The following is an 18,597-nucleotide window of genomic DNA, read 5'->3' as shown; positions in this document are numbered from 1 at the left end:
CGGGGGTGAATCGACGGGAAGGGCTGTCTCACATATCGAGTCCGAGATCCAGTACCCGGACCGAGTGGGTGAGCGCGCCGACGGCCAGGTAGTCGACGCCGGTGCGGGCGTAGTCGGCCGCCATGTCCAGCGAGAGTCCGCCCGAGGACTCGAGTTTGGTGCGCGGCGACCGGGTGTTGCGGCGCTGCACGGCCGCCTGGGTGGCCCACAGCGGGAAGTTGTCCAGCAGCACCAGTTCCACGTCCTCGGCGAGGACGGCGTCGAGCTGGTCGAGGCTGTCCACCTCGACCTCGCACTCGATATCCGGGTTCAGTTCCCGCACAGCGCGCAGCGCGGCAACCACCGAGCCCGCGGCCACCACGTGGTTGTCCTTGATGAGCGCGGCATCGCCCAGACCCATGCGGTGATTGACGCCGCCGCCGACCCGCACCGCGTACTTCTGCAGGGCCCGCAGGCCGGGCAAGGTCTTGCGGCTGTCGCGGATGCGGCAATCGGTGCCCGCCACCGCGTCCACCCACTGGGAGGTGGCGGTGGCGATTCCGGACAAGTGGCACACCAGGTTCAGCAGCGTGCGCTCGGCGGTGAGCAGCCCGCACGTGGGTGCGGCCAGGCTGAGCACGACGTCACCGGGCTGCACCCGGGTGCCGTCCGCGACGCGGCCGGTGACCTCGTAATTGCCCGCGCCCAGCACCTCGTCGAGCACGAGCAGGCCGACATCCAGCCCGGCCACCGTGCCCGGCTGGCGAGAAGCCATGTCCGCCTTGGCGACCGCGTCCGCGGGGACCGTGGCCAGCGTGGTGATATCGGGCCCGTACCGCAGATCCTCGTCGAGGGCGGCGCGGATGAGCGCGACCACCGCGTCGCGGTCCAGTCCGGCGTCGAGGGTCATTGCTGCACTCCTTCTTCGATGACTTGTCGGTGGGAGACGGCGAGCTCCGGCATGATGGCCGTGCCCGTCACGAGGCGACGGGCACGGCGGCCCGGCCCCACGCCTGTCCTGGCTCGATGTCGTCGGCAACGAGCTTGGGCCGCCCGTCGGACCCGAGCCGCACCGCGATGCTGCGCCGCAATTCCTCCCGCGGCTCCGGGCAATCCGACCGGGTATGGCAGCCGCGGCTCTCGGTGCGTGCCGCCGCCGCGACCAGCAGCGCTCGCGCGGTCAGTGTGAGCGCGGAGTCCTCCAGCTCGCGAATGATCGCCGCCGCCGAATCGGAGTGCACGACTGCGCCATCGCTCGACGCATCGACGGCACCGTCGGCCCGGCCGACGGCTGCGCCGTTTCCGTTCAGCGCCCACTCGACGGTGATGTCGGGCGCGGCATTGTCGGCGACCAGGCCGACCATGCGCAGGACGGCGGCGCGCAGGCCGTCGCCGTCGCGGACGACCGAGGCGTGCTCGGACATCAGCTCCTGCAGCAACTTTCGATCCGCACGGGGGAAGCGCAGCGGGCCGACCTCGGCGATCGGGCGGGCCGCGCCCCGGCGTTCGGCGGCCGCCGCGCCCGCGCGCTCGCCGACCACCAGGCCCTCGAGCAGGCTGTTGGAGGCCAGGCGATTCGCGCCGTGCAGGCCGGTGCGGGCCACCTCACCGGCGGCGTACAGGCCGGGCACCGTGGTGCGGCCGGCGGTGTCGGTGAGGATGCCGCCGCACTGGTAGTGCGCGGCCGGCGCGACCGGGATCAGATCCGTGGTGGGGTCGATGCCCGCGGCCAGGCACGAGGCGGTGATGGTCGGGAAGCGTTGCGGGAAGCCCTCGATCGAGCGGCCGTCGAGGTACACGTGGTCGGTGCCGAGCTCGTGCATGCGGGCCGCGATGGCGCGGGAGACCACGTCGCGCGGGGCCAGATCGCCGCGCGGGTGAACGCCCGCGGTCACCGAATTGCCTTCGGAATCCACGAGAATCGCGCCCTCGCCGCGCACCGCCTCGCTGATCAGCGGGCGGCGGCCCAGGCCGCCGGGCGTGAACAGCACGGTGGGGTGGAACTGCAGGAATTCCAGGTCCGCCACCAGCGCCCCGGCCCGCAGCGCCAGCGCGATGCCGTCGGCGGTGGCCCCGGCGGGATTGGTGCTGCACGCGTACAGCTGGCCCAGCCCGCCGGTGGCGAGCAGTACGGCGGGCGCGTGCACGATGCCGAAGCCCTGGCCCGACACCACGATGACACCGCGCACGCCCTCGGGTCCGGTCACGATGTCGAGCACGACGGCCCCGAACAGCACCGGCAGTCCGGCCGTGTTCAGCGCCCGCTGCACCTCGGCACCGGTGGCGTCACCGCCCGCGTGAATGATGCGGCGGATGCTGTGGCCGCCCTCGCGTGTCCGCGACACTTGACCATCGCGCCCGAGATCGAACACCGCGCCCAGATCGGTCAGCGCGGCCACCGCGTGCTGCCCGCCCTCGACGATGGACCCCACCGCGTCGGCGTCACACAGCCCGGCCCCGGCGACCACGGTGTCGTGCACGTGCGATTCCACCGAATCCCCGTGCGGCGCAACCACCGCGATCCCGCCCTGCGCGTACTGCGTGGAGGTGTCGGTGGGCCCGCCCTTGCTGAGCGTCAGCACCCGCAGCCCGCGTAGGGACGCGGTCCGCGCGGCGGTCAGGCCGGCCACCCCGCCACCCACGACGACGAGATCCGCCTCGGCTTCCCAGGTGATGGAAATCGATGTATTCACCATTGCTCATCCCTCCCCTGACGGGGGACGACGTGGCTACTCGCCGCCGCCGGGGTTGCCGATCTCGATCATGCGCTGCACCGAATTGCGGGCCAGGGCAGCGGTTTCGGCATCGACGTGGACCTCGTCGCGGTTCTCCACCAGGCAGCGGAGCAGGGCGGCGGGGGTGATCATCTTCATGTACTGGCAGGAGGCCCGGTCGTTGACGGCCTGGAAGTCGATGCCGGGGGCGGCTTTCCGCAGCTGGTGCAGCATGCCGACCTCGGTGGCGACCAGGACCTGGTTCGACTTCGCGGCCTTTGCGGCGTCGATCATGCCGCCGGTGGACAGAATGTGCACCCGGTCGGCCGGGAACTCACCGGCACCCGCCAGGTAGAGAGCCGAAGTGGCGCAACCGCATTCGGGGTGCACGAACAGCTCGGCGTCGGGGTGGGTGCGGGCCTGCTCGTTGAGCTCGTCGCCGTTGATGCCGGCGTGCACGTGGCACTCGCCCATCCAGATGTGCATGTTCTCGCGGCCGGTGACGCGCTTGACGTGTGCGCCCAGGAACTGGTCCGGCAGGAACAGCACCTCGCGGTCCGGGTCGATGGAGGCGACCACGTCGACGGCATTGGAGGAGGTGCAGCAGATGTCGGTCAGCGCCTTCACCGCGGCGGTGGTGTTCACGTACGAGACCACCAGCGCGCCCGGGTGCTCGGCCTTCCAGTCGCGCAGTTCCTCGGCGGAGATGGAGTCGGCCAGCGAGCAGCCCGCGCGCTGGTCCGGGATGAGCACGGTCTTCTCGGGGCTGAGGATCTTGGCGGTCTCGGCCATGAAGTGCACACCGCAGAAGACGATGGTGTCCTCCGGCGCCTCCGCGGCGATCCGGGACAGGGCCAGGGAGTCGCCCACATGGTCGGCGATGTCCTGGATCTCGGGCAGCTGGTAGTTGTGCGCCAGGATGGTGGCATTGCGCTCACGCGCCAGCCGCTTGATCTCCGCCGCCCATTCGGGGGTGGCCTCCACACCGGAGTATCCCGACGGGCCGTCCGTGATGCGCTCGGTCAGCGTCATCGTCGCACCCACTGCTGCAGCCATGGCATGGCTCCTTCTCTCATGCGCCCGGCAACCTCGCCGATTCGCATCCAACCGGTTTTCGACTTACAATCGAAAACGTGGCCCATCGTAGCACCATCCACGAAACACTCACCGCGGTGTTCCAGGTTCGTCGCTTTCCTGACACCATCCGTGCAGGTGAGAGCCCTAGCGTGGGTGGGATTGCCATCTCCGACCGCTGCCCACCGGGCCAGCGCACCGAACTCGCGGTGCTGTTGTGGGAACGCGCCCTGGACCCCGCCAAGGGCACCTGGTCGCTGCCCGGCGGCCGCCTGCGCGACGACGAGGATCTCGATACGTCCGCGGCCCGCCAGCTCGCCGAGAAGGTCGATGTCCGCGAGCTGACCCACCTCGAGCAGGTGTGGGTCTTCAGCGATCCCGACCGGGTGCCCGGCGACCGCCGAATCGCCTCGGCCTACCTGGGTCTGGTGCCGTTGACCGCCGAACCGGTGCTTCCCCACGACACCAAGTGGCACCCGGTCTCGGGTCTGCCGGACATGTCCTTCGACCACGGCACGGTCGTCCGCCATGCCCGAAACCGCTTGGCCGCCAAGCTGTCCTACACCAATATCGCCTTCGGCCTGGCCCCCGCCACCTTCACCATGTCCACCCTGCGCGAAATCTATTGCGCCGCACTGGGCTACGACGTGGATACCACCAACCTCCAGCGAGTACTGACCCGCCGCAAGGTGATCACCCCCACCGGCGCGACCTCCTCCCCCGGCCGTGCGGGCGGGCGGCCCGCCGCCGTCTACCGCTTCACCGACTCCGGGATCCGCGTCACCGACGAATTCGCCGCCCTCCGCCCGCCCAGCTAGCCGCGCGGACCGCCCCGCCTACGCGGGTATTGTCGCCGCCCGGTCCGGATCGGTCACCGGGTCCAGCTTCCGGACCCGAATCGTGATCGCGACCACGATTGCCGCCAGCACGAAAAACCCTGCGCCCCAGTAGAACCCGACGTCGTAACTGTGAATCGCGGCGCGCGCCGGCAGATCCGGGGTGGGCGGGTGATTGCGCGCGTATCGCGTCGAGACCTGCACCGCGATGGTAGTGAGCAGCGCGGTTCCGATCGAGGCGCCGATCTGCTGCGCGGCGTTCAGCAGACCGCTGGCCACACCGGCGTCGCGATCGTCGATCGCGTACAGCGCGGTGGCCTGCATGGCCACGAAGATCTGCGCCATGCCGAGCGCTATCACGATCTCGGCCGGCAGCACGGCCGCCCAGTAGGGGTACCCGACCCGCAACTGCGCCAGATAGATCAGGCCACCCGCCCCGAGTTGCGCACCGGCCAGCATCAGCACGCGCGGCCCGACCTGGGGCAACAACTTGCTGGCTATGCCCGCGGAAACGACGATGCCGAATGGAAAGGGCAGGAAGGCGATTCCGGCCTTCAACGGCGAATACGCGAGCGTCTGCTGGAAGTAGTAGCTGAGGAACAGGAACACCGCGTACATCGCGACCGGAACCAGCAGCGCGACCAGGAACGAGCCGCCCCGATTGATCTCGCCCGGAATACGCAGGGGCAGCAGCGGATTGGCGACCCGCGCCTCGATGGCGACGAAGGCCAGCAGCAGGCAGACACCGATCACCAGCAGCGCGACGGTGCTGGCCGCGCCCCATCCCGCCTGCGCCGCACGATTGAACCCGTACACGACGCTCGCCAGTCCCGCGGTCACGAGAACCACACCGGGCAGGTCGTAGCCGCCCACCCGGCGGGCCGGCACGTCCCGCACGACGACCAGCAGGGCCGCCGCCGCGGTGGCGGCCGCGATCGGAATGTTCACCAGCAGGCACCAGCGCCAGGACGCGTACTGTGTCAACGCTCCGCCGCCGATGAGCCCGACCGCGAAACCCGCTCCGGACACGCCCCCGAAGACGGCGAAGGCGCGAGCCCGCTCCTGCGCCGCGGTGAACGTCACCGACACCAGCGACAGCGCCGAGGGCGCCAGCAGTGCCGCGAACATGCCCTGCAGCGCCCGGCCGGCGAACAGCATACCCGGGCTCACCGCCGCCCCGGCCAGCGCCGAGGCCACCGCGAACCCGACCAGGCCGATGAGGAAGATCCGCCGCCGGCCGACATAGTCGGCCAGGCGGCCGCCCAGCAGCAACAGGCCACCGAACATGAGCGTGTAGGCCGTGAACACCCATTGCTTGTCGGCATCGCGGATGCCGAGGTCGGCCTGCGCGTAGGGCAGCGAGATCGTCACGATCGTCGCGTCCAGGACGACGAGCAATTGCGCGATCGACAGCACCAGCAGTGCCCACCAGCGACGATCGGACGCCGCCCGTTCTTCGGACATGAAGCTCACCCCTTACTTATCGGTTTCCTGCGACCGCGCCGGTGTCACGCGACCGCGCGATTGTTGAAGGTCCGCCCGGGAAGGCGGCTCGCGACGAAATCCACCGCGGATCCGAGCACGCCGATGACGAGGATGATGGCCACAACCTGGTTGTAGGCCAACTGATCTCGGGCATTGAGGATCTGATAGCCCAGCCCCGACCGGACCCCGAGCATCTCCGCGGGTACCAGCACGATCCAGGCGGTACCCAGACCCAGGCGCAGACCGGTCCGGACATGATCACGCACGGCCGGAATGATCACGACCCGCAGCTGTTCCACCCGCGTGGCGTGAAACGACCGTGCCACGTCCAGAAAGCCGCGGTCGATGGCGTGCACCCCGGAGACGGTGTTCAGCAGGATGGGCCACACGGCCGCGGCCGCGACCAGGAAATAGACCGGCTGATTACCGATTCCGAACAGCGCGATGGCGATCGGCGTCCAGGACAGCGGCGAGATCATGCGCAAGAACTGCACGACGGGCGTGGCCGCCCGCTCGATCCGCGTGCTCAGGCCGATCAGCAGACCCGCCGGGACACCGATCACCATGGCGATGGCCAGGCCGATGACCAAGCGCCACAGGCTGATCGCCGCATCCGATACCAGCACGCCGCGCTGATACAGATCGACGATCGCCGGTAGCACCCGCTGTGGGGCGGTCTGGCGCAACAGCGAATGCTGCGGCGCCAGTATGGAAGTCGCCAGCCACCAGAGCAGAACCGTGAGGATGATGGCCGCGGCCGCGGGCCACGCCGTGGCGACGGCCGACCGGGCTGCGGTGCGGGCGGCCGGGGTGGATCGAACGAAGGTAGAAGTCACAGCAGTTGCACCTGTTCAGCTCTGACGAGGTCGACGGGCAGCCCCAAGGCCTGTGTCCCTCCGTGTGCGGCAATCGAATTCAGCACGAAGGTGTCGTCGACCAGCCCCGCGTGCGCCGTGCTCGGATCCAGGCCGTCCAGAAAGCCGCGGTCCCCGTCGACCACGGTGTCGTGCATTGCCTCGACCAGCTTCCGGGTGAAGCTGGGATAGGGGTACGGCTGGAATCCGACCAGTTGCGGTGACCAATCGGGGTGTCGCAGTTGATAGGGCGGCGCGGGGTAGGTCAGTGCCGTCCGAACCGCGGGCAGTGGCTGGGGCAGGTAACTTCCGGACGTCAAGGCACCGGCGGATCCATTGCGGTCCGCGGTGATTCGCACTTGGGCGGCAACCACCGCATCCGTGACCACCTGCACCGCGGCCGGCCGCTCCGCGATCACGTCGTCCCTCGTCACCAGTACACAGCAGGCATGTTCACGCCACACGTCGCCCAGGAAGGTATGGATTCGCCCGATCTTCTTGATCTGCGCGATGGCATTGAACGGGTCCGCCACGACGTACCCGGCGATCGAGCGATTCGCCAGGGCGGGAACCATATCCGACGGGCTCATGACGACGAGTTCGACGGTGCGCTGGGATCGCGACGCACTGCGCCGCACCACCGGAGTGATGTCGTGCGCTCGCAGCAGTTGCTGGAGGACGATGTTGTGGATCGACCACCAGAACGGGATGGCGACCTGGGTTCCCGCCAGCTGCTCCAGATCCGTAATGTCCGGGGCGACAGTGAGTGCCGAGCCATTGGTGTGATTCCAGCCCAGCACTCGCACCCCGGCACCCAGAACGCGCTGGAGCTGCAGAGCCATCGGCATCAACAGATGCGCGACATCGATCTCACGGGAGACGAACGCCTCCGCCAGCCCGGCCCAGCTTCGGAACATCACGGGCTTACCGCTGCTCACCCCGGAGGAATAGAGGCCCGCCGAATGCGCGATCAGCAGGGGCGCCGCATCGGTGATCGGCAGGTAACCGATGCGAAGTGCGCTCTCCCGCCGTCGCCCGGCGGTGGCCGCGCTGCGTACGAGATCCGCCGAGCCGAAGAGCCCGGCGGCGACGGTGAGTCCCGTCGCGCCCGCCAGCAGGTACCGTCTCGAAATATCCGTCACGGAACCGCCACCTCGTCCGGGTGGTACTGCTGGAGAATGTCGTCACGCAGCGCCGGCGTATCGCCGGTTCGGACGTCCCGCCATTCACGGCGCATGCTGCCCCGGTCGAGCAGCACGATCCGATCCGACAACGCGATCGCTTCGTCGACGTCATGCGTGATGAGCACGACCGTGGCCGCGAGTTCGGCGACGAGCTCGGCCAGCCACTGCCGCAGGTCTATTCGAGTCGCCGGGTCCAACGCACTGAACGGCTCGTCGAGCAGGAGCAGCCGTGGCCGGGTCGCGACCGCCCGCAGTACGGCCACGCGCTGCGCCTGGCCGCCCGACAGCTCACTCGGATATCGGTCCGCGAGGCCGTCCAAACCGAAACGCCGCAACAGGGTTTCCGGATACCGACGGTCGAATTCGTTCCGGTGAGCGGCGAATCGCCCTGCCACCGAGATGTTCTCGATGACCGTGAGCCATGGCAGTAGCAGGGATTGCTGGAACACCACCCCGGTGCGCGGGCGAGCGCCGTCCGCGCTCCAGCTCACCGTTCCCGCGGTCAGCTTCTCCAAGCCCGCCAATATCCGCAGCAGCGTGGACTTTCCGCTGCCGCTCGGGCCCAGCACGGCGAGAAACTCACCGCGATCGATCGAGATGCTCACGTTGTCCAGCACGAGATTGTCGCCGAACTTCTTCGTGCCGCAATCGAGGGTCAATTCATTTCGCAAACAAGGACACCTTCGTGAGCGGAATCGAGCGAGCGCGCCGACCATCGACGGCAGCGCTCACTCGCTTCCAGGGGTTCGCGCTATGCGCCCTTTACGCCGGTCAGCCGCGTGTACATGCCGCCGTGCACGCTGTCGACGACCACGTCGCTCAGCTGTTCACGGAACACCCGCTCGAACGGCTCGAGCTTCTTGTAGTGCGATCCGACGATGAACGACTTCAGGAAGTTGTACCCGTTGATGGCGGGGTACCCGAATCCGGAGGTTCGCGGCAGGGCATCGATGATGCGGACACCGGTACCCGGCTTCAGGTTCCCGAGGAGCTCGTCCAGTTTCTGCGAAGGGTCCGGAACGCAGCTCATCGCAATGCAACTGAAGACCACGTCGACGTCCCGAAGCAGAGGTGTCGTCGCGATGTCGTCGACCACGAGCTTCACATTGTTCCACCCGTTGGCCGCCACCCGCTTCTCCGCCTTGGCGAGAATGGCCGCGTTGTTGTCCAACCCGATCACCCGGCCCGACGGGCCGATCGCGTCGATCAGAGCCGGGAAAGCAAGTCCGGTACCGCATCCGAGATCGGCCACCGTCTTGCCGGACAGGTCCAGTCCCGCGACCAGGGCCGGGTGCAGCTTGTCGATTCCACCGAGTGACAGGACCCACGCGGTCCGGTCGTAAATCGGTGCCGCGATATCGTATCGCTCTGCGAATTTCATACCCACTCCCTCAGGTTCTCTTCGGCCGAAGCATTCATCGTCGAGTCAGTCGAACTCGGAAGCCGCCCTTGATCACCGGCGCCAGGCCCGGATCCTCGCGAAGTGACCAGTGTGGCGGCACTTCGATCTTGTAGCGGCTGAAGATCAAGGCCACGAGGTACGGCGCGATCAGGTACCCCAGTTGGGCGCCGGTGCATCGGTGCGGGCCCGCACCCCACGCCAGGTAGTGCAACACCCGAGGCTGATCGACCCGTTTGCTCTTGTCGTAGAACCGATTCGGATCGAACTTGTCGGGATCGGTCCACCAGCGTGGGTCGCGGTGGATCGTCGAGATCGGAACGCCCAGCATCGTATTGGGCGCGATGTCGAATCCTTGGAAGTTCGCGCCGGTCGATGTGAATCGGAGCAGGAGCGGAAGCCCTTGCATTCGCATCGATTCCTCGAAGCAGGATTTCACCCAATGCAGGCTGCGCACCGACTCGATGGACGGCTGTGAAAGATCGACAGTGCCACTCTCTTCCACGAGGCGATCCGTCGCTTCGGCGTCGAGGACGGTGCGAACGACCGTTTGGGTGATCGCGCCGGCGGTGGTGCCATACGACGCGCTGGTCATGGTCGCCACATCGAAGCAAAGGTCCCAGAAAGTCATGGGGGTCTTCAGCTTCTTGTATCCCGCGAGCATGCCGTCCAAGACATCGCCGTAGGTGCCCAGAGCCGGCGAGTTCTGCCGCTCGACAACGCGATTCTTGACGATCTTCGCCGCGGTGTACACGGCCCAGGGCCGGATCTTGTACGGACCCCACGGGCGCACCAGATTCGGCGGATCGGCGATCTTCAGAGTCGATCCGAGGAACTTGGTGAAGGTCGAGAGGCCGTTGTGCAACTCATCGATCTCATGGGGAGTGAAGGGCTCGGTGAACGTCTGCTTCAGCACTCCTCGCAAGAGGGTCTGAAAAATCGCCTCCTGCAGATCGGTGACACCCTCGGCGTCGGTCGCCACGGCGATGTTCGCGTCGAGGCTGTCTAGGTAGGCTTCGACATTGGCATTGAACGTGCTCTTCAGACCGTCCCGGGTGACCAGCGGACTGACGATCCGACGCCTTTCCCTGAAGAGCTCTCCCTCGATGAACGACAACCCGTTCTGCCGCTTCGCAATAACGGGATGATAGTTTCCGAACTTGCTGTAGTCGCCGGAGGTGTCACCCATAGCCGCGTGTGCGTCTTCCGGGTTACCCAGTACGACCAAGTCCCGGAGCGGGAACCTGATTCGGCTGACATCTCCGTACTGCCGGACAGTGTCCCGCAGGAACTTGTTGCGGTCCTTCGCGAACTCGGGGTATGAACCCATGAAACGGTGTCCCGGCGGCCCGGGCAGGTGCTCATTCGAGAAACGGCGGCTGATTATGCTGGTTTCAGAATGTACCTTCGGCGCCTCGACGTGCGGGCATTTGTTGGACATGAAGAACCTTTTCCATCTCTACTTGCGGAACACATAGGCGCGAACCATGCCGCCGTGGTACCGCGCTCGGGAATCCAATGTGAGGCCGGCCTTTTCGCAGCGGGCTATGGTGTATTCCGCGCCGCGGTCCATCTCCACCTCCTTGGTCATGTGGGCGACGGGCGCCAAACCGAGAAGTCCCGCGATCCTGCGAATCAGCAACAGGCGGTACTTCAGCACCGTGCGGAGCAACTCGCTGTCCGGCAGGGCGAGTTCGATCAGCAGAAAGCGTCCGCCGTCGCGGAGCACCCGTACCGTCTCCGCCAGCGCGGCCGACGGGTCGTCCATGTCATCCAGCGCGAAACACATGACGACGGCGTCGAATGTCGACGACTCGAAGGTCAGCGCCTCGGCGCTTCCGTGCACCAGGCCCCACTCGCTCCGCGGCCACTCCTGCCCCAGCCGCGCCAGTTTGCGCTCCGCCACCTCCAGCATCTGCTCATTGAGATCGACGGCGCAGTAGGACATCGGAAAGCGATATTCGGCGGCCAGCGCGGACGCGATCTCGGCCGTCCCCGCGGCGACATCGAGCACCCTCGCACCGGCCTCGAGCCGGAGCAGGCGGACCGCCTCGCGCCGGAGCCGCTTGTCGCCACCCAATGTGAGAATCGAATTGACCAGGTCGTAGCGCGGAGCTATTTCCGTGAACATCGCCTGCGGCGTAGCCGGACGTGTCCCGACCATTCGAGTCCCTCCTCTCTGATTGCCTGACAGTTCATTCGCTTCGCCCTACCCGGCGAATCAGCTGGACAGCCGCGTCGGCGCCCACCGCCTTCACCATCGACCACGCGCCGGATCTCGCGGCCTTACCGTCGCGCAGCCAGCCCGATACCAGTCCCACGACCTGGCGAACATGAATGCGTCCCGCCAGCGCGGGAGCCTCCACCGCGGGGATGCGCGCGTCGATGAGCATCGGGCCCTCGGTGCGAAGCGCGGATCGGAAGGCATTCCCGAATTCCTCGGATGTCCGCGCCGTCACCGCGGGCAGCCCGCAATGCCGTGCGAAGCTGGCGAAATCCAATGGCGCGAATTCCGATGAGGTATCCGGCCATCCCATGATCCAGCTCTCGAACTTGATGGCGGCCAGCGCGCTGTTGTTGAAAACGACGATCACCGTTGTCGATTCGACCTTCGCGGCATTGCGGAGCTCGGCCAGCGTGATGCCGATCCCGCCATCTCCCACGATCGCCACCGAGATTTCCTTCGGCCTGCGGACGGCGACGTCCACCGCAGCCGGCACCGCGAATCCCATGGTGGCGAAGGATGCGGTCCACAGATATCTGGATGCGGACCGTACGTAGCGGTATGCCCAGAGCGTGTTGATACCGACATCCACGCTCAGGGTGGATGCTCTATCGGCTTGCGCGAGCTCATGATCGATGATCTGCGCGGCCGCGGCCGCGCGCAGTTCCCGCGCACTCTCCCGCGGCCCTTTTCGCTGCGATGTGCCGGACCGGGCGATATCGCGCACGGCGACAGGATCATTCGACGATCCGATCAGTGCTTCCAGCAGCTCCCGTGCGTCTCCGAGCAGGCCGATCGATTCGGGCGGGAGACGAAGGAAAGTCAGCGGGTCGGTATTGATCGACACCACAGGACCGTTTCCGACGAGCTCGAATGCGGAGCCGCGCCAGGACACGCCCACCAATACGACAAGTCGGCTCTGCCGGATGTTCTGCATTGCTTCGTCATGACCGGATGTCCCCACCAGGCCGTCGCAGTGTTCGCCCAGAACATCCGCGGCCAGGGCACCCATGGTGCAGTAGAGCGGAGCTCCCGTGCGTGACGCCAACTCGAGAAGTTCACGTCGTGCGCCGGCTGCGCCACGGCCCACAATGATCGAGACATTCTCGGCCGCTTCGAGCAGTTCCGCCGCCCGCGCGATCTCTTCGCGGGCGGCCATCGTGCTACCGGGAAGCCCGATCAACGACGTCGGAATACCTTGCGCGCTCGAACTTTCCACGAGCGCTGCGCTGTTGCCCGCCGCTATCGCGGAGTTGGCGACGTGAATGTGCGTCACCCCTTTACCCCCGGCGGCCACGGTCAGCAACGCGTCTCGAAGGCGCGTCGAATCCTTGGCGGTGCCGTCCAGGACCACCGATATCGCCGAGATCTCCCCCAGCACGTCCACCGGATCCAGGAACCAGCGGTCGATTTCGAAGGAGACCAGCAGCACCGAGGCGCTGTCGAACGAAGCGTCGTAGAGCCCATTCAGCTGCGCGAGCAGTTCCGCGGGCGAGGTCACCAGGGCACACGCCGTGGTCCCCTCGGCCTTGAAGGCCGCGGTTGCCCGCATGGCGGCCGCCTGCGTATCGGAGACGACATGCACGTCGAGGTCGGACGATTCACTCGCCGAACCGAGCCGCGCACAACTACTTCGCGAGAGATACACCGAGTCGACCCCGCGACCCGCTATCGCACCGAACAGATCGCTCGCGAACCGGACGGCATCGGCGTCGACCGTCCCGCCGGACAGCGCCGGTTCCACTTCCAGCGCGGAGGTCAGGATCACGACCGGACCGTGCTCGCGGCCGGCCTCTTCCAGCCTCGAATTCAGCTCACTCGGGCTTCCGGCCCAGAACACCGGGATTCCGAAGGCCTGAGCCAGATCTCGGATCGTCGCACCGGATTCGGCTGCGCAGACAACGGTGACGGGAACCGCGTAGCGCGCGGCGGTGGACAGCTCCGCGATGTACTGGTCCAGAGACGCGAGGTCGGTCAGCGCATAGCATCGATCACCGGCCGCCAGCGCGAGACCGATCGACATCGGCAGCGCCGACCCTTCGGCCTCCAGATTCCACGCGCTGTGAACATTCGCGTGCTCACCCAGGAACCTGCGCGACAGTCGCTGCATCGGTCCTGGGTCGACGGCCACCGACGCACCCGCCAGCCGCCGCGTGAGCACCGCCCACCCGCCGGGCACCTCCGCGTCGCGCGGTGTGCCGGACGGCTGCTCCGATGATGCTTGTGCCGGAATGTCTTTGCGGCTCGACACGGCGGAGGTCAGGGACTCCAGAATCGCCGGAATATCACCGGCGATCCCAACCCGCCGGCATCCCTCGTCGAACCCGGACGTAGCGAGATCGGTGATTTCGATCAGGATATTCGCCGCGGGAAAGTACCGCTCCACTCCGACGGTACGCCGGCCGATCAGCAGAACGCCGCCGTCGGCCGCGGATTCTTCGTGGTCGTCGACAGGGGTTACCAGCGCCTCCGGGATTCCCGACTCGGGCAGGGCCACCAGTGGAGCCGCCAGCGCGTGTGCGAGCAGGCGCGCGCGATCGACCGATTCCCCGCTGCCGGAACCCAATACGATCGCCATCGGGTTCACGCACAGGTGGTCGGCAAGGTCGTCGATGCGTTTCTTGTCGACCTTCGTGGCACTGCGGCGATCCAGCCGATACGGGCTCGCCTGTTCCCTCTCATCGACCGGTGCGTTCAGCAGATCCGACGGGACCGCGACATGAGCCGACGTCTGCTCGAGTCGTATCGCGAGCACGATCTGGTCGAAGACGCCGATCTGGTCGGCCGACATGATGTCCGATGAGCGCCACGTACCGTCTCGGAACAGCCGCGAGGATTCGATCTCCTGGAACGACTTCGTCCCGATACCGGCCAGCGGAACCTGTCCGGATATCGCCAGCACCGGCACCCGGTCGTAGAGCCCGTCATAAACGCCGGGCAGCAAGTGCGTGGCGCCGGGGCCGGCCGTACCGAAGCACACACCCACGGTGCCCGAGCCCCGCGCGTAGCCGACGGCCATCCAGGAGGCCGCGCTTTCGTGGCGAACCGCGATGAGCCCGATCTCTTCCCGCCGCCCGACCGCATCGACGAGGCAATTCACCGATTCCGCGGGCATCCCGAAGATGTAGCGCACATCGTTCCGGACCAATCGATCCACCAGCGCATCGGCGAACCGGGGACGGCCCATCAGATCGGCCCCCAGGTGCGGATTCATCTGTGGCATGCGCTTGCCTCCATTCCGCGGTATCCCTCCGCGAGTACATCGACAACGTCAGCTAGGTGCTCGAGTGCGGGCACGGTGATCCGGACGCCGAGGTCCGGATATTCACGGACGGCGATCCCCGAGCGGGAGAAGCAATCGACAAGAGATGCCGTGTGCCGCATGGGCATCCAGAGAAAGTTGCCGCCCGATTCGGGGACGGCGAGTCCGTGCTCGCGAACCGATTCGGTGAACAACGACCGGCAGTGCACGACCGAATCGACCTGAGCGGCAAGCTCATTGCTCACATCCAACGAAGCGATCGCCGCGGCCACCGCCATCCGGTTCACGCCGAAGGGCAATGCGGCCGTTCGACAGGCACCGATCAGATCTCTGTTGCCGACGGCGTATCCCACGCGGAGCCCCGCCAGCCCGTAGGACTTCGAGAAGGTCCGCATGACAACAAGATTCGAATACAGGCGAGTCAGCCGGAAGATCGCGGCAGGATCGACGGTTCGATCGAAATCGATATAGGCCTCGTCCACCACGACGACCGTGTGCCGCGGAGCCGTCCGGAGCACCAGCTCGATCTCGTCGAGACGCACCCGCTCACCCGTCGGGTTGTGCGGCGAACAGATCAGGATCGCGGCCGCGTCCGATCGGGCCGCCGCCACCATGGAATCCAGTGGCTGCCACCGACTTTCCGTGCCCGGCACCGGCACCGGCGTGCCGCCGGAGTCGGCCACGACGCGCTCGTACGCGTCGAAGGCCGGAACCGCGAAGACGACCCGGCCACCATCCCCGGCAACCCGTCGCAGAACGTATCCGAGCACGCCTACGCTGCCCGGCCCGACGATGACCTGGTCGGCGGCGCAGCCCACGAACTCGGCGATGGCTCCCCGCAGCGAGCCATACGACGCGGAAGGGTAGTCCGCGGCGCGGTCCACCTCGGCCTCGATCGCCTTGCGGACGCTCGGCAATGGAGCAAAAGGCAACGCATTGTTCGAAAGGTCCAGCGCGACTACCGAATAGTTGTTCTCCTCACCCGAGCGATACTCGTTCCACACGACACCCGGACGCGCCTTCATCAACCTTTCCACCGCATCCATCAGATGACATCCTTCTTTCTGCGGGTATCGAGCTTCAGCGCATCCATGAGGAAAATGATGACCAGCGACCCGATCACGATGCTGATCGATGAAACGGAAGGATCTATCAGCAGGATCCAGGTCGACAAATATCCCGTGGATACCACCATGTCGAAACGAAGCATGTTGTTCGCCGACTGGCTGTCGTCACGAAGGATCATCCGCGCGCACTGAACGCATACGACCGGGAACCAGACGAGGGCCAGCAGGTACTTCTCCCCGAACTGACCGGCGGCCACCAGGAATACCGGACCCAGGTAGACGATGATCGTTCCGGCCGAGGCCACCACCGCGGCTTGCAAACGTGTTCGGCTGATGGTCGCCGAGGTCGTCAGACCGGCAGCCCTATCGCCGTAATAGTCGGGCAGATTCTTCACCAGCCCCTTGGCCGCGAACCACACGAACAAATATGCGGCCATGCTGATGAAGGGCCAATTCCCGAGAACCGCCGGCCCGTGCTTCGCGACGGCGGGAGCCATCAGGAACGGGAAGGCGACATCCAGGGCGAAGAGGCAGATCGACAGCACCGGCCGCACCTTCACCCGAAATGGCGGCAAGGAGTACTGGTGTGCGATGAGAACACAGATCGCCGTCATCACGACGAAGATGGGGCTCACCAGAGTCGCCAACCCCAGCATGATCGCGCACACGACATAGGAACTCACCAGCAGCCGCCGCCGGCCGTAGAGACCGAGCAGGTACAGGCGGGCCGGCAGGTTCTCATTGTCTTCCGCGACATCGGAATAGCCGTTGAACAGATTCGCGACCGCGCTGTACAGGAAGGTGATCGCGAAGCCGATCAGAACATCGAGGTCAACCGTCAGACCGAGGAGCTTGCAGGAAAGGCAGAACGCCAGCATTCCGGGTAGGCATGTACGCGGGCGGGCGAACGAAAGGAACAGCTCGATCCGCCCCAGAATTCCTGTCGTGTATCCCTCGGACGAATGTACCCAATCGAGTCTCTCTTCTGCCGACTTGTCCAGAAATTCGTCAAGTGTCGGTATCGACATAGTTTCAGCCACGATCACAGCTCACTCGTCATGCGCAGTTGGATATTGCCCGCCCCGGGCCCCCAGCTCCTGAAACCGAAACCCTTGCCCCACGATCGGCACTCAGAACACGACTCGTCAATGCTTATACGGTGTATTTCGGTTCCGCTGGTGTGAGCATACACGAAATCCGTTGTCGCCCAAGGGTGTTCAACCGCTGCCTTCATCAGTTGCACACGCCCATGTGCGGCCGAAAACCGTTGGCAATTCACGTGATTCCGTGTGGGCGAGGTATATCAGACGTCGTCTCGTATCGCAGAGAGGGTTTCAATGCTGATCGACTTCGTTCCCGACCGGAATCTGTACCCCTTCGACTCCCGCTGGTTCGACTCGTCCGCCGGCCGGGTGCACTACATCGACGAGGGGTCCGGGCCGACAATCCTGTTCTGCCATGGCGTTCCGACGTGGAGTTTCCTCTACCGCCACATCGTGCAGGAGCTGCGCGACCGGTATCGCTGTATCGTTGTCGATTACCTGGGGTTCGGATTGTCCGAACGTCCGCAGGGATTCGGTTACACGGTCGCCGAGCACATCTCGGTCCTCGGCGAGCTTATCGATCACCTGCGGCTCGACGACTTCATCCTGATGGGACACGACTGGGGCGGACCCATCGGCCTCGGCGCGGTCACCACGCGCGCGGATCGGCTGCGCGGAATCGTGCTGGGCAACACCACGTTCTGGCCACCCGAAGCGCGCGCGAATCGGGTTTTCAGCATGCTCATCCGCACCCCCCTGATGCAGCGGCAAGTGCTCGAGCGGAACTTCCTGGTCGAGCGCGTCCTACTCGGCGAGCTGGGGCGCAAGCTCAGCGCGGCCGAAGCCGACCACTATCGCGGGGTGCAGCCCACCCCGGCAGCTCGCCCGGGACTCGGCGTGATCGCCAAACAGATTCGCGACGCCCGGCCGCTACTGGAGCAGCTCTCCCGAGACGTGCCCGCCGTCCTCGCCGACAAACCGACCCTCTTGGTCTGGGGCATGCGGGACCTCGTCTACCGCCCTAAGGCCCACTTCCCCCGAATGCAGGCGACATTCACCGACCTCGAGGTAGTCGAGCTGCCGAGCGCACAGCAGTTCATCCAGGAGCACGCACCCCATGAGATCACGACGGCGATCGCGAAGCGGTTCCCCTGAGCCTGGCGAAACCGTGGGCGGCGCTACCACTCGGTAGCGCCGCCCACGTCGATCAGGTTCGGCCGCCTGCCATTTCGAGCGCGCCTAGTTCTTCCGGCCCGGCGCCTTCATCCCCGATTTGAACCCCAGACCACCCGGCTTGGCGGCCGGCGGCGCGACGGAACCATTCCCTTCCGGCGTGCCATTGCTCTCCGTCGCGGCCGGAGCGGCGTGCTCGGCGGCCGGAGCCGGAGCGGCCTCGGCCGGAGCCGAATCCACCGGAGCCGCAGCGCCGGGAGCCTTCGGGCCGGGGCGCTTGAGGCCGGACTTCATGGCCAGACC

General features: G+C 66.4%; 15 protein-coding genes and 1 pseudogene. 2 read left to right on the top strand and 14 right to left on the bottom strand.

Annotated features, from left to right (window positions below; translation table 11 throughout):
* Positions 1 to 28: 28 nt before the first annotated feature.
* From nadC to nadA, 3 genes are all read right to left on the bottom strand, one after another.
* Positions 29 to 889, bottom strand: a complete 861-nt coding sequence (gene nadC / locus ACFXN1_RS38970; protein WP_379441697.1) for a carboxylating nicotinate-nucleotide diphosphorylase — start codon at positions 887 to 889, stop codon at positions 29 to 31.
* A 67-nt stretch (positions 890 to 956) separates the two neighbouring features.
* Positions 957 to 2,675: an L-aspartate oxidase gene (locus ACFXN1_RS38965; RefSeq protein WP_379441696.1), complete on the bottom strand. Its 1,719-nt coding sequence runs from the start codon at positions 2,673 to 2,675 to the stop codon at positions 957 to 959.
* A gap of 33 nt (positions 2,676 to 2,708) precedes the next feature.
* Positions 2,709 to 3,749 carry a quinolinate synthase NadA gene (nadA, locus tag ACFXN1_RS38960; protein WP_379441694.1) on the bottom strand — a complete coding sequence of 347 codons (1,041 nt, stop codon included), beginning with the start codon at positions 3,747 to 3,749 and terminating at the stop codon, positions 2,709 to 2,711.
* Between the two features lie 77 nt (positions 3,750 to 3,826).
* Between nadA and ACFXN1_RS38955 the strand changes: the two genes are divergently transcribed.
* Positions 3,827 to 4,585 (top strand): NUDIX domain-containing protein, encoded by a 759-nt coding sequence (locus ACFXN1_RS38955; protein ID WP_379402111.1) that lies wholly within the window; start codon positions 3,827 to 3,829, stop codon positions 4,583 to 4,585.
* A gap of 18 nt (positions 4,586 to 4,603) precedes the next feature.
* On the opposite strand, the gene ACFXN1_RS38950 is transcribed toward ACFXN1_RS38955, so the two are convergent.
* The 10 genes from ACFXN1_RS38950 to ACFXN1_RS38905 all read right to left on the bottom strand — a co-directional run bounded on the left by ACFXN1_RS38950 (position 4,604) and on the right by ACFXN1_RS38905 (position 17,124).
* Complete coding sequence (locus ACFXN1_RS38950) at positions 4,604 to 6,067, bottom strand: MFS transporter (RefSeq protein ID WP_379441693.1); 1,464 nt, start codon at positions 6,065 to 6,067, stop codon at positions 4,604 to 4,606.
* A gap of 44 nt (positions 6,068 to 6,111) precedes the next feature.
* Positions 6,112 to 6,924, bottom strand: a complete 813-nt coding sequence (locus ACFXN1_RS38945; protein WP_379441691.1) for an ABC transporter permease — start codon at positions 6,922 to 6,924, stop codon at positions 6,112 to 6,114.
* Positions 6,921 to 8,084 carry an ABC transporter substrate-binding protein gene (locus tag ACFXN1_RS38940; protein WP_379441690.1) on the bottom strand — a complete coding sequence of 388 codons (1,164 nt, stop codon included), beginning with the start codon at positions 8,082 to 8,084 and terminating at the stop codon, positions 6,921 to 6,923. Before ACFXN1_RS38940 ends, ACFXN1_RS38945 begins: the two co-directional genes overlap by 4 nt.
* Positions 8,081 to 8,743, bottom strand: coding sequence for an ABC transporter ATP-binding protein (locus ACFXN1_RS38935; protein WP_379463849.1), 663 nt, complete (start codon positions 8,741 to 8,743; stop codon positions 8,081 to 8,083). Before ACFXN1_RS38935 ends, ACFXN1_RS38940 begins: the two co-directional genes overlap by 4 nt.
* Positions 8,744 to 8,877: 134 nt before the next feature.
* The gene (locus tag ACFXN1_RS38930) at positions 8,878 to 9,507 is read right to left on the bottom strand and encodes a class I SAM-dependent methyltransferase (protein ID WP_379446202.1); all 630 of its coding nucleotides are present in this window, start codon (positions 9,505 to 9,507) and stop codon (positions 8,878 to 8,880) included.
* A gap of 34 nt (positions 9,508 to 9,541) precedes the next feature.
* Complete coding sequence (locus ACFXN1_RS38925; protein ID WP_379463843.1) at positions 9,542 to 10,966, bottom strand: cytochrome P450; 1,425 nt, start codon at positions 10,964 to 10,966, stop codon at positions 9,542 to 9,544.
* 18 nt (positions 10,967 to 10,984) lie between these two features.
* Positions 10,985 to 11,689 (bottom strand): class I SAM-dependent methyltransferase, encoded by a 705-nt coding sequence (locus ACFXN1_RS38920; protein ID WP_379446204.1) that lies wholly within the window; start codon positions 11,687 to 11,689, stop codon positions 10,985 to 10,987.
* A gap of 31 nt (positions 11,690 to 11,720) precedes the next feature.
* A complete protein-coding gene (locus ACFXN1_RS38915; protein ID WP_379446205.1) occupies positions 11,721 to 14,972 on the bottom strand; it encodes a thiamine pyrophosphate-binding protein in 3,252 nt (1,083 codons plus the stop codon).
* Positions 14,960 to 16,057 carry an aminotransferase class I/II-fold pyridoxal phosphate-dependent enzyme gene (locus ACFXN1_RS38910; protein ID WP_379446206.1) on the bottom strand — a complete coding sequence of 366 codons (1,098 nt, stop codon included), beginning with the start codon at positions 16,055 to 16,057 and terminating at the stop codon, positions 14,960 to 14,962. The genes ACFXN1_RS38915 and ACFXN1_RS38910 overlap by 13 nt, the downstream gene beginning before the upstream one ends.
* Positions 16,057 to 17,124, bottom strand: a complete 1,068-nt coding sequence (locus ACFXN1_RS38905; protein ID WP_379446207.1) for a UbiA family prenyltransferase — start codon at positions 17,122 to 17,124, stop codon at positions 16,057 to 16,059. The genes ACFXN1_RS38910 and ACFXN1_RS38905 overlap by 1 nt, the downstream gene beginning before the upstream one ends.
* Positions 17,125 to 17,415: 291 nt before the next feature.
* Here ACFXN1_RS38905 and ACFXN1_RS38900 point away from each other — a divergent pair, with 291 nt between their 5' ends.
* Positions 17,416 to 18,276, top strand: coding sequence for a haloalkane dehalogenase (locus ACFXN1_RS38900; protein ID WP_379446208.1), 861 nt, complete (start codon positions 17,416 to 17,418; stop codon positions 18,274 to 18,276).
* 84 nt (positions 18,277 to 18,360) lie between these two features.
* Here ACFXN1_RS38900 and ACFXN1_RS38895 read toward each other — a convergent pair.
* A pseudogene (locus ACFXN1_RS38895) lies at positions 18,361 to 18,597 on the bottom strand (hypothetical protein); the annotation flags it as partial.

Source organism: Nocardia sp. NPDC059154, assembly GCF_042755705.1.
Classification (GTDB): domain Bacteria; phylum Actinomycetota; class Actinomycetes; order Mycobacteriales; family Mycobacteriaceae; genus Nocardia.
Note: the sequence above shows the minus strand (reverse complement) of the source record. Positions and strands in the feature narration are given on the sequence as shown.

Excerpts from the sequence above, each read along its gene's own strand:
- ACFXN1_RS38930 (WP_379446202.1), bottom strand. The coding sequence starts at position 9,507 with ATGAAATTCGCAGAGCGATACGATATCGCGGCACCGATTTACGACCGG.
- nadC (WP_379441697.1), bottom strand. The coding sequence starts at position 889 with ATGACCCTCGACGCCGGACTGGACCGCGACGCGGTGGTCGCGCTCATC.
- ACFXN1_RS38910 (WP_379446206.1), bottom strand. The coding sequence starts at position 16,057 with ATGGATGCGGTGGAAAGGTTGATGAAGGCGCGTCCGGGTGTCGTGTGG.
- nadA (WP_379441694.1), bottom strand. The coding sequence starts at position 3,749 with ATGGCTGCAGCAGTGGGTGCGACGATGACGCTGACCGAGCGCATCACG.
- ACFXN1_RS38925 (WP_379463843.1), bottom strand. The coding sequence starts at position 10,966 with ATGTCCAACAAATGCCCGCACGTCGAGGCGCCGAAGGTACATTCTGAA.
- ACFXN1_RS38915 (WP_379446205.1), bottom strand. The coding sequence starts at position 14,972 with ATGCCACAGATGAATCCGCACCTGGGGGCCGATCTGATGGGCCGTCCC.
- ACFXN1_RS38920 (WP_379446204.1), bottom strand. The coding sequence starts at position 11,689 with ATGGTCGGGACACGTCCGGCTACGCCGCAGGCGATGTTCACGGAAATA.
- ACFXN1_RS38900 (WP_379446208.1), top strand. The coding sequence starts at position 17,416 with ATGCTGATCGACTTCGTTCCCGACCGGAATCTGTACCCCTTCGACTCC.
- ACFXN1_RS38950 (WP_379441693.1), bottom strand. The coding sequence starts at position 6,067 with ATGTCCGAAGAACGGGCGGCGTCCGATCGTCGCTGGTGGGCACTGCTG.
- ACFXN1_RS38965 (WP_379441696.1), bottom strand. The coding sequence starts at position 2,675 with ATGGTGAATACATCGATTTCCATCACCTGGGAAGCCGAGGCGGATCTC.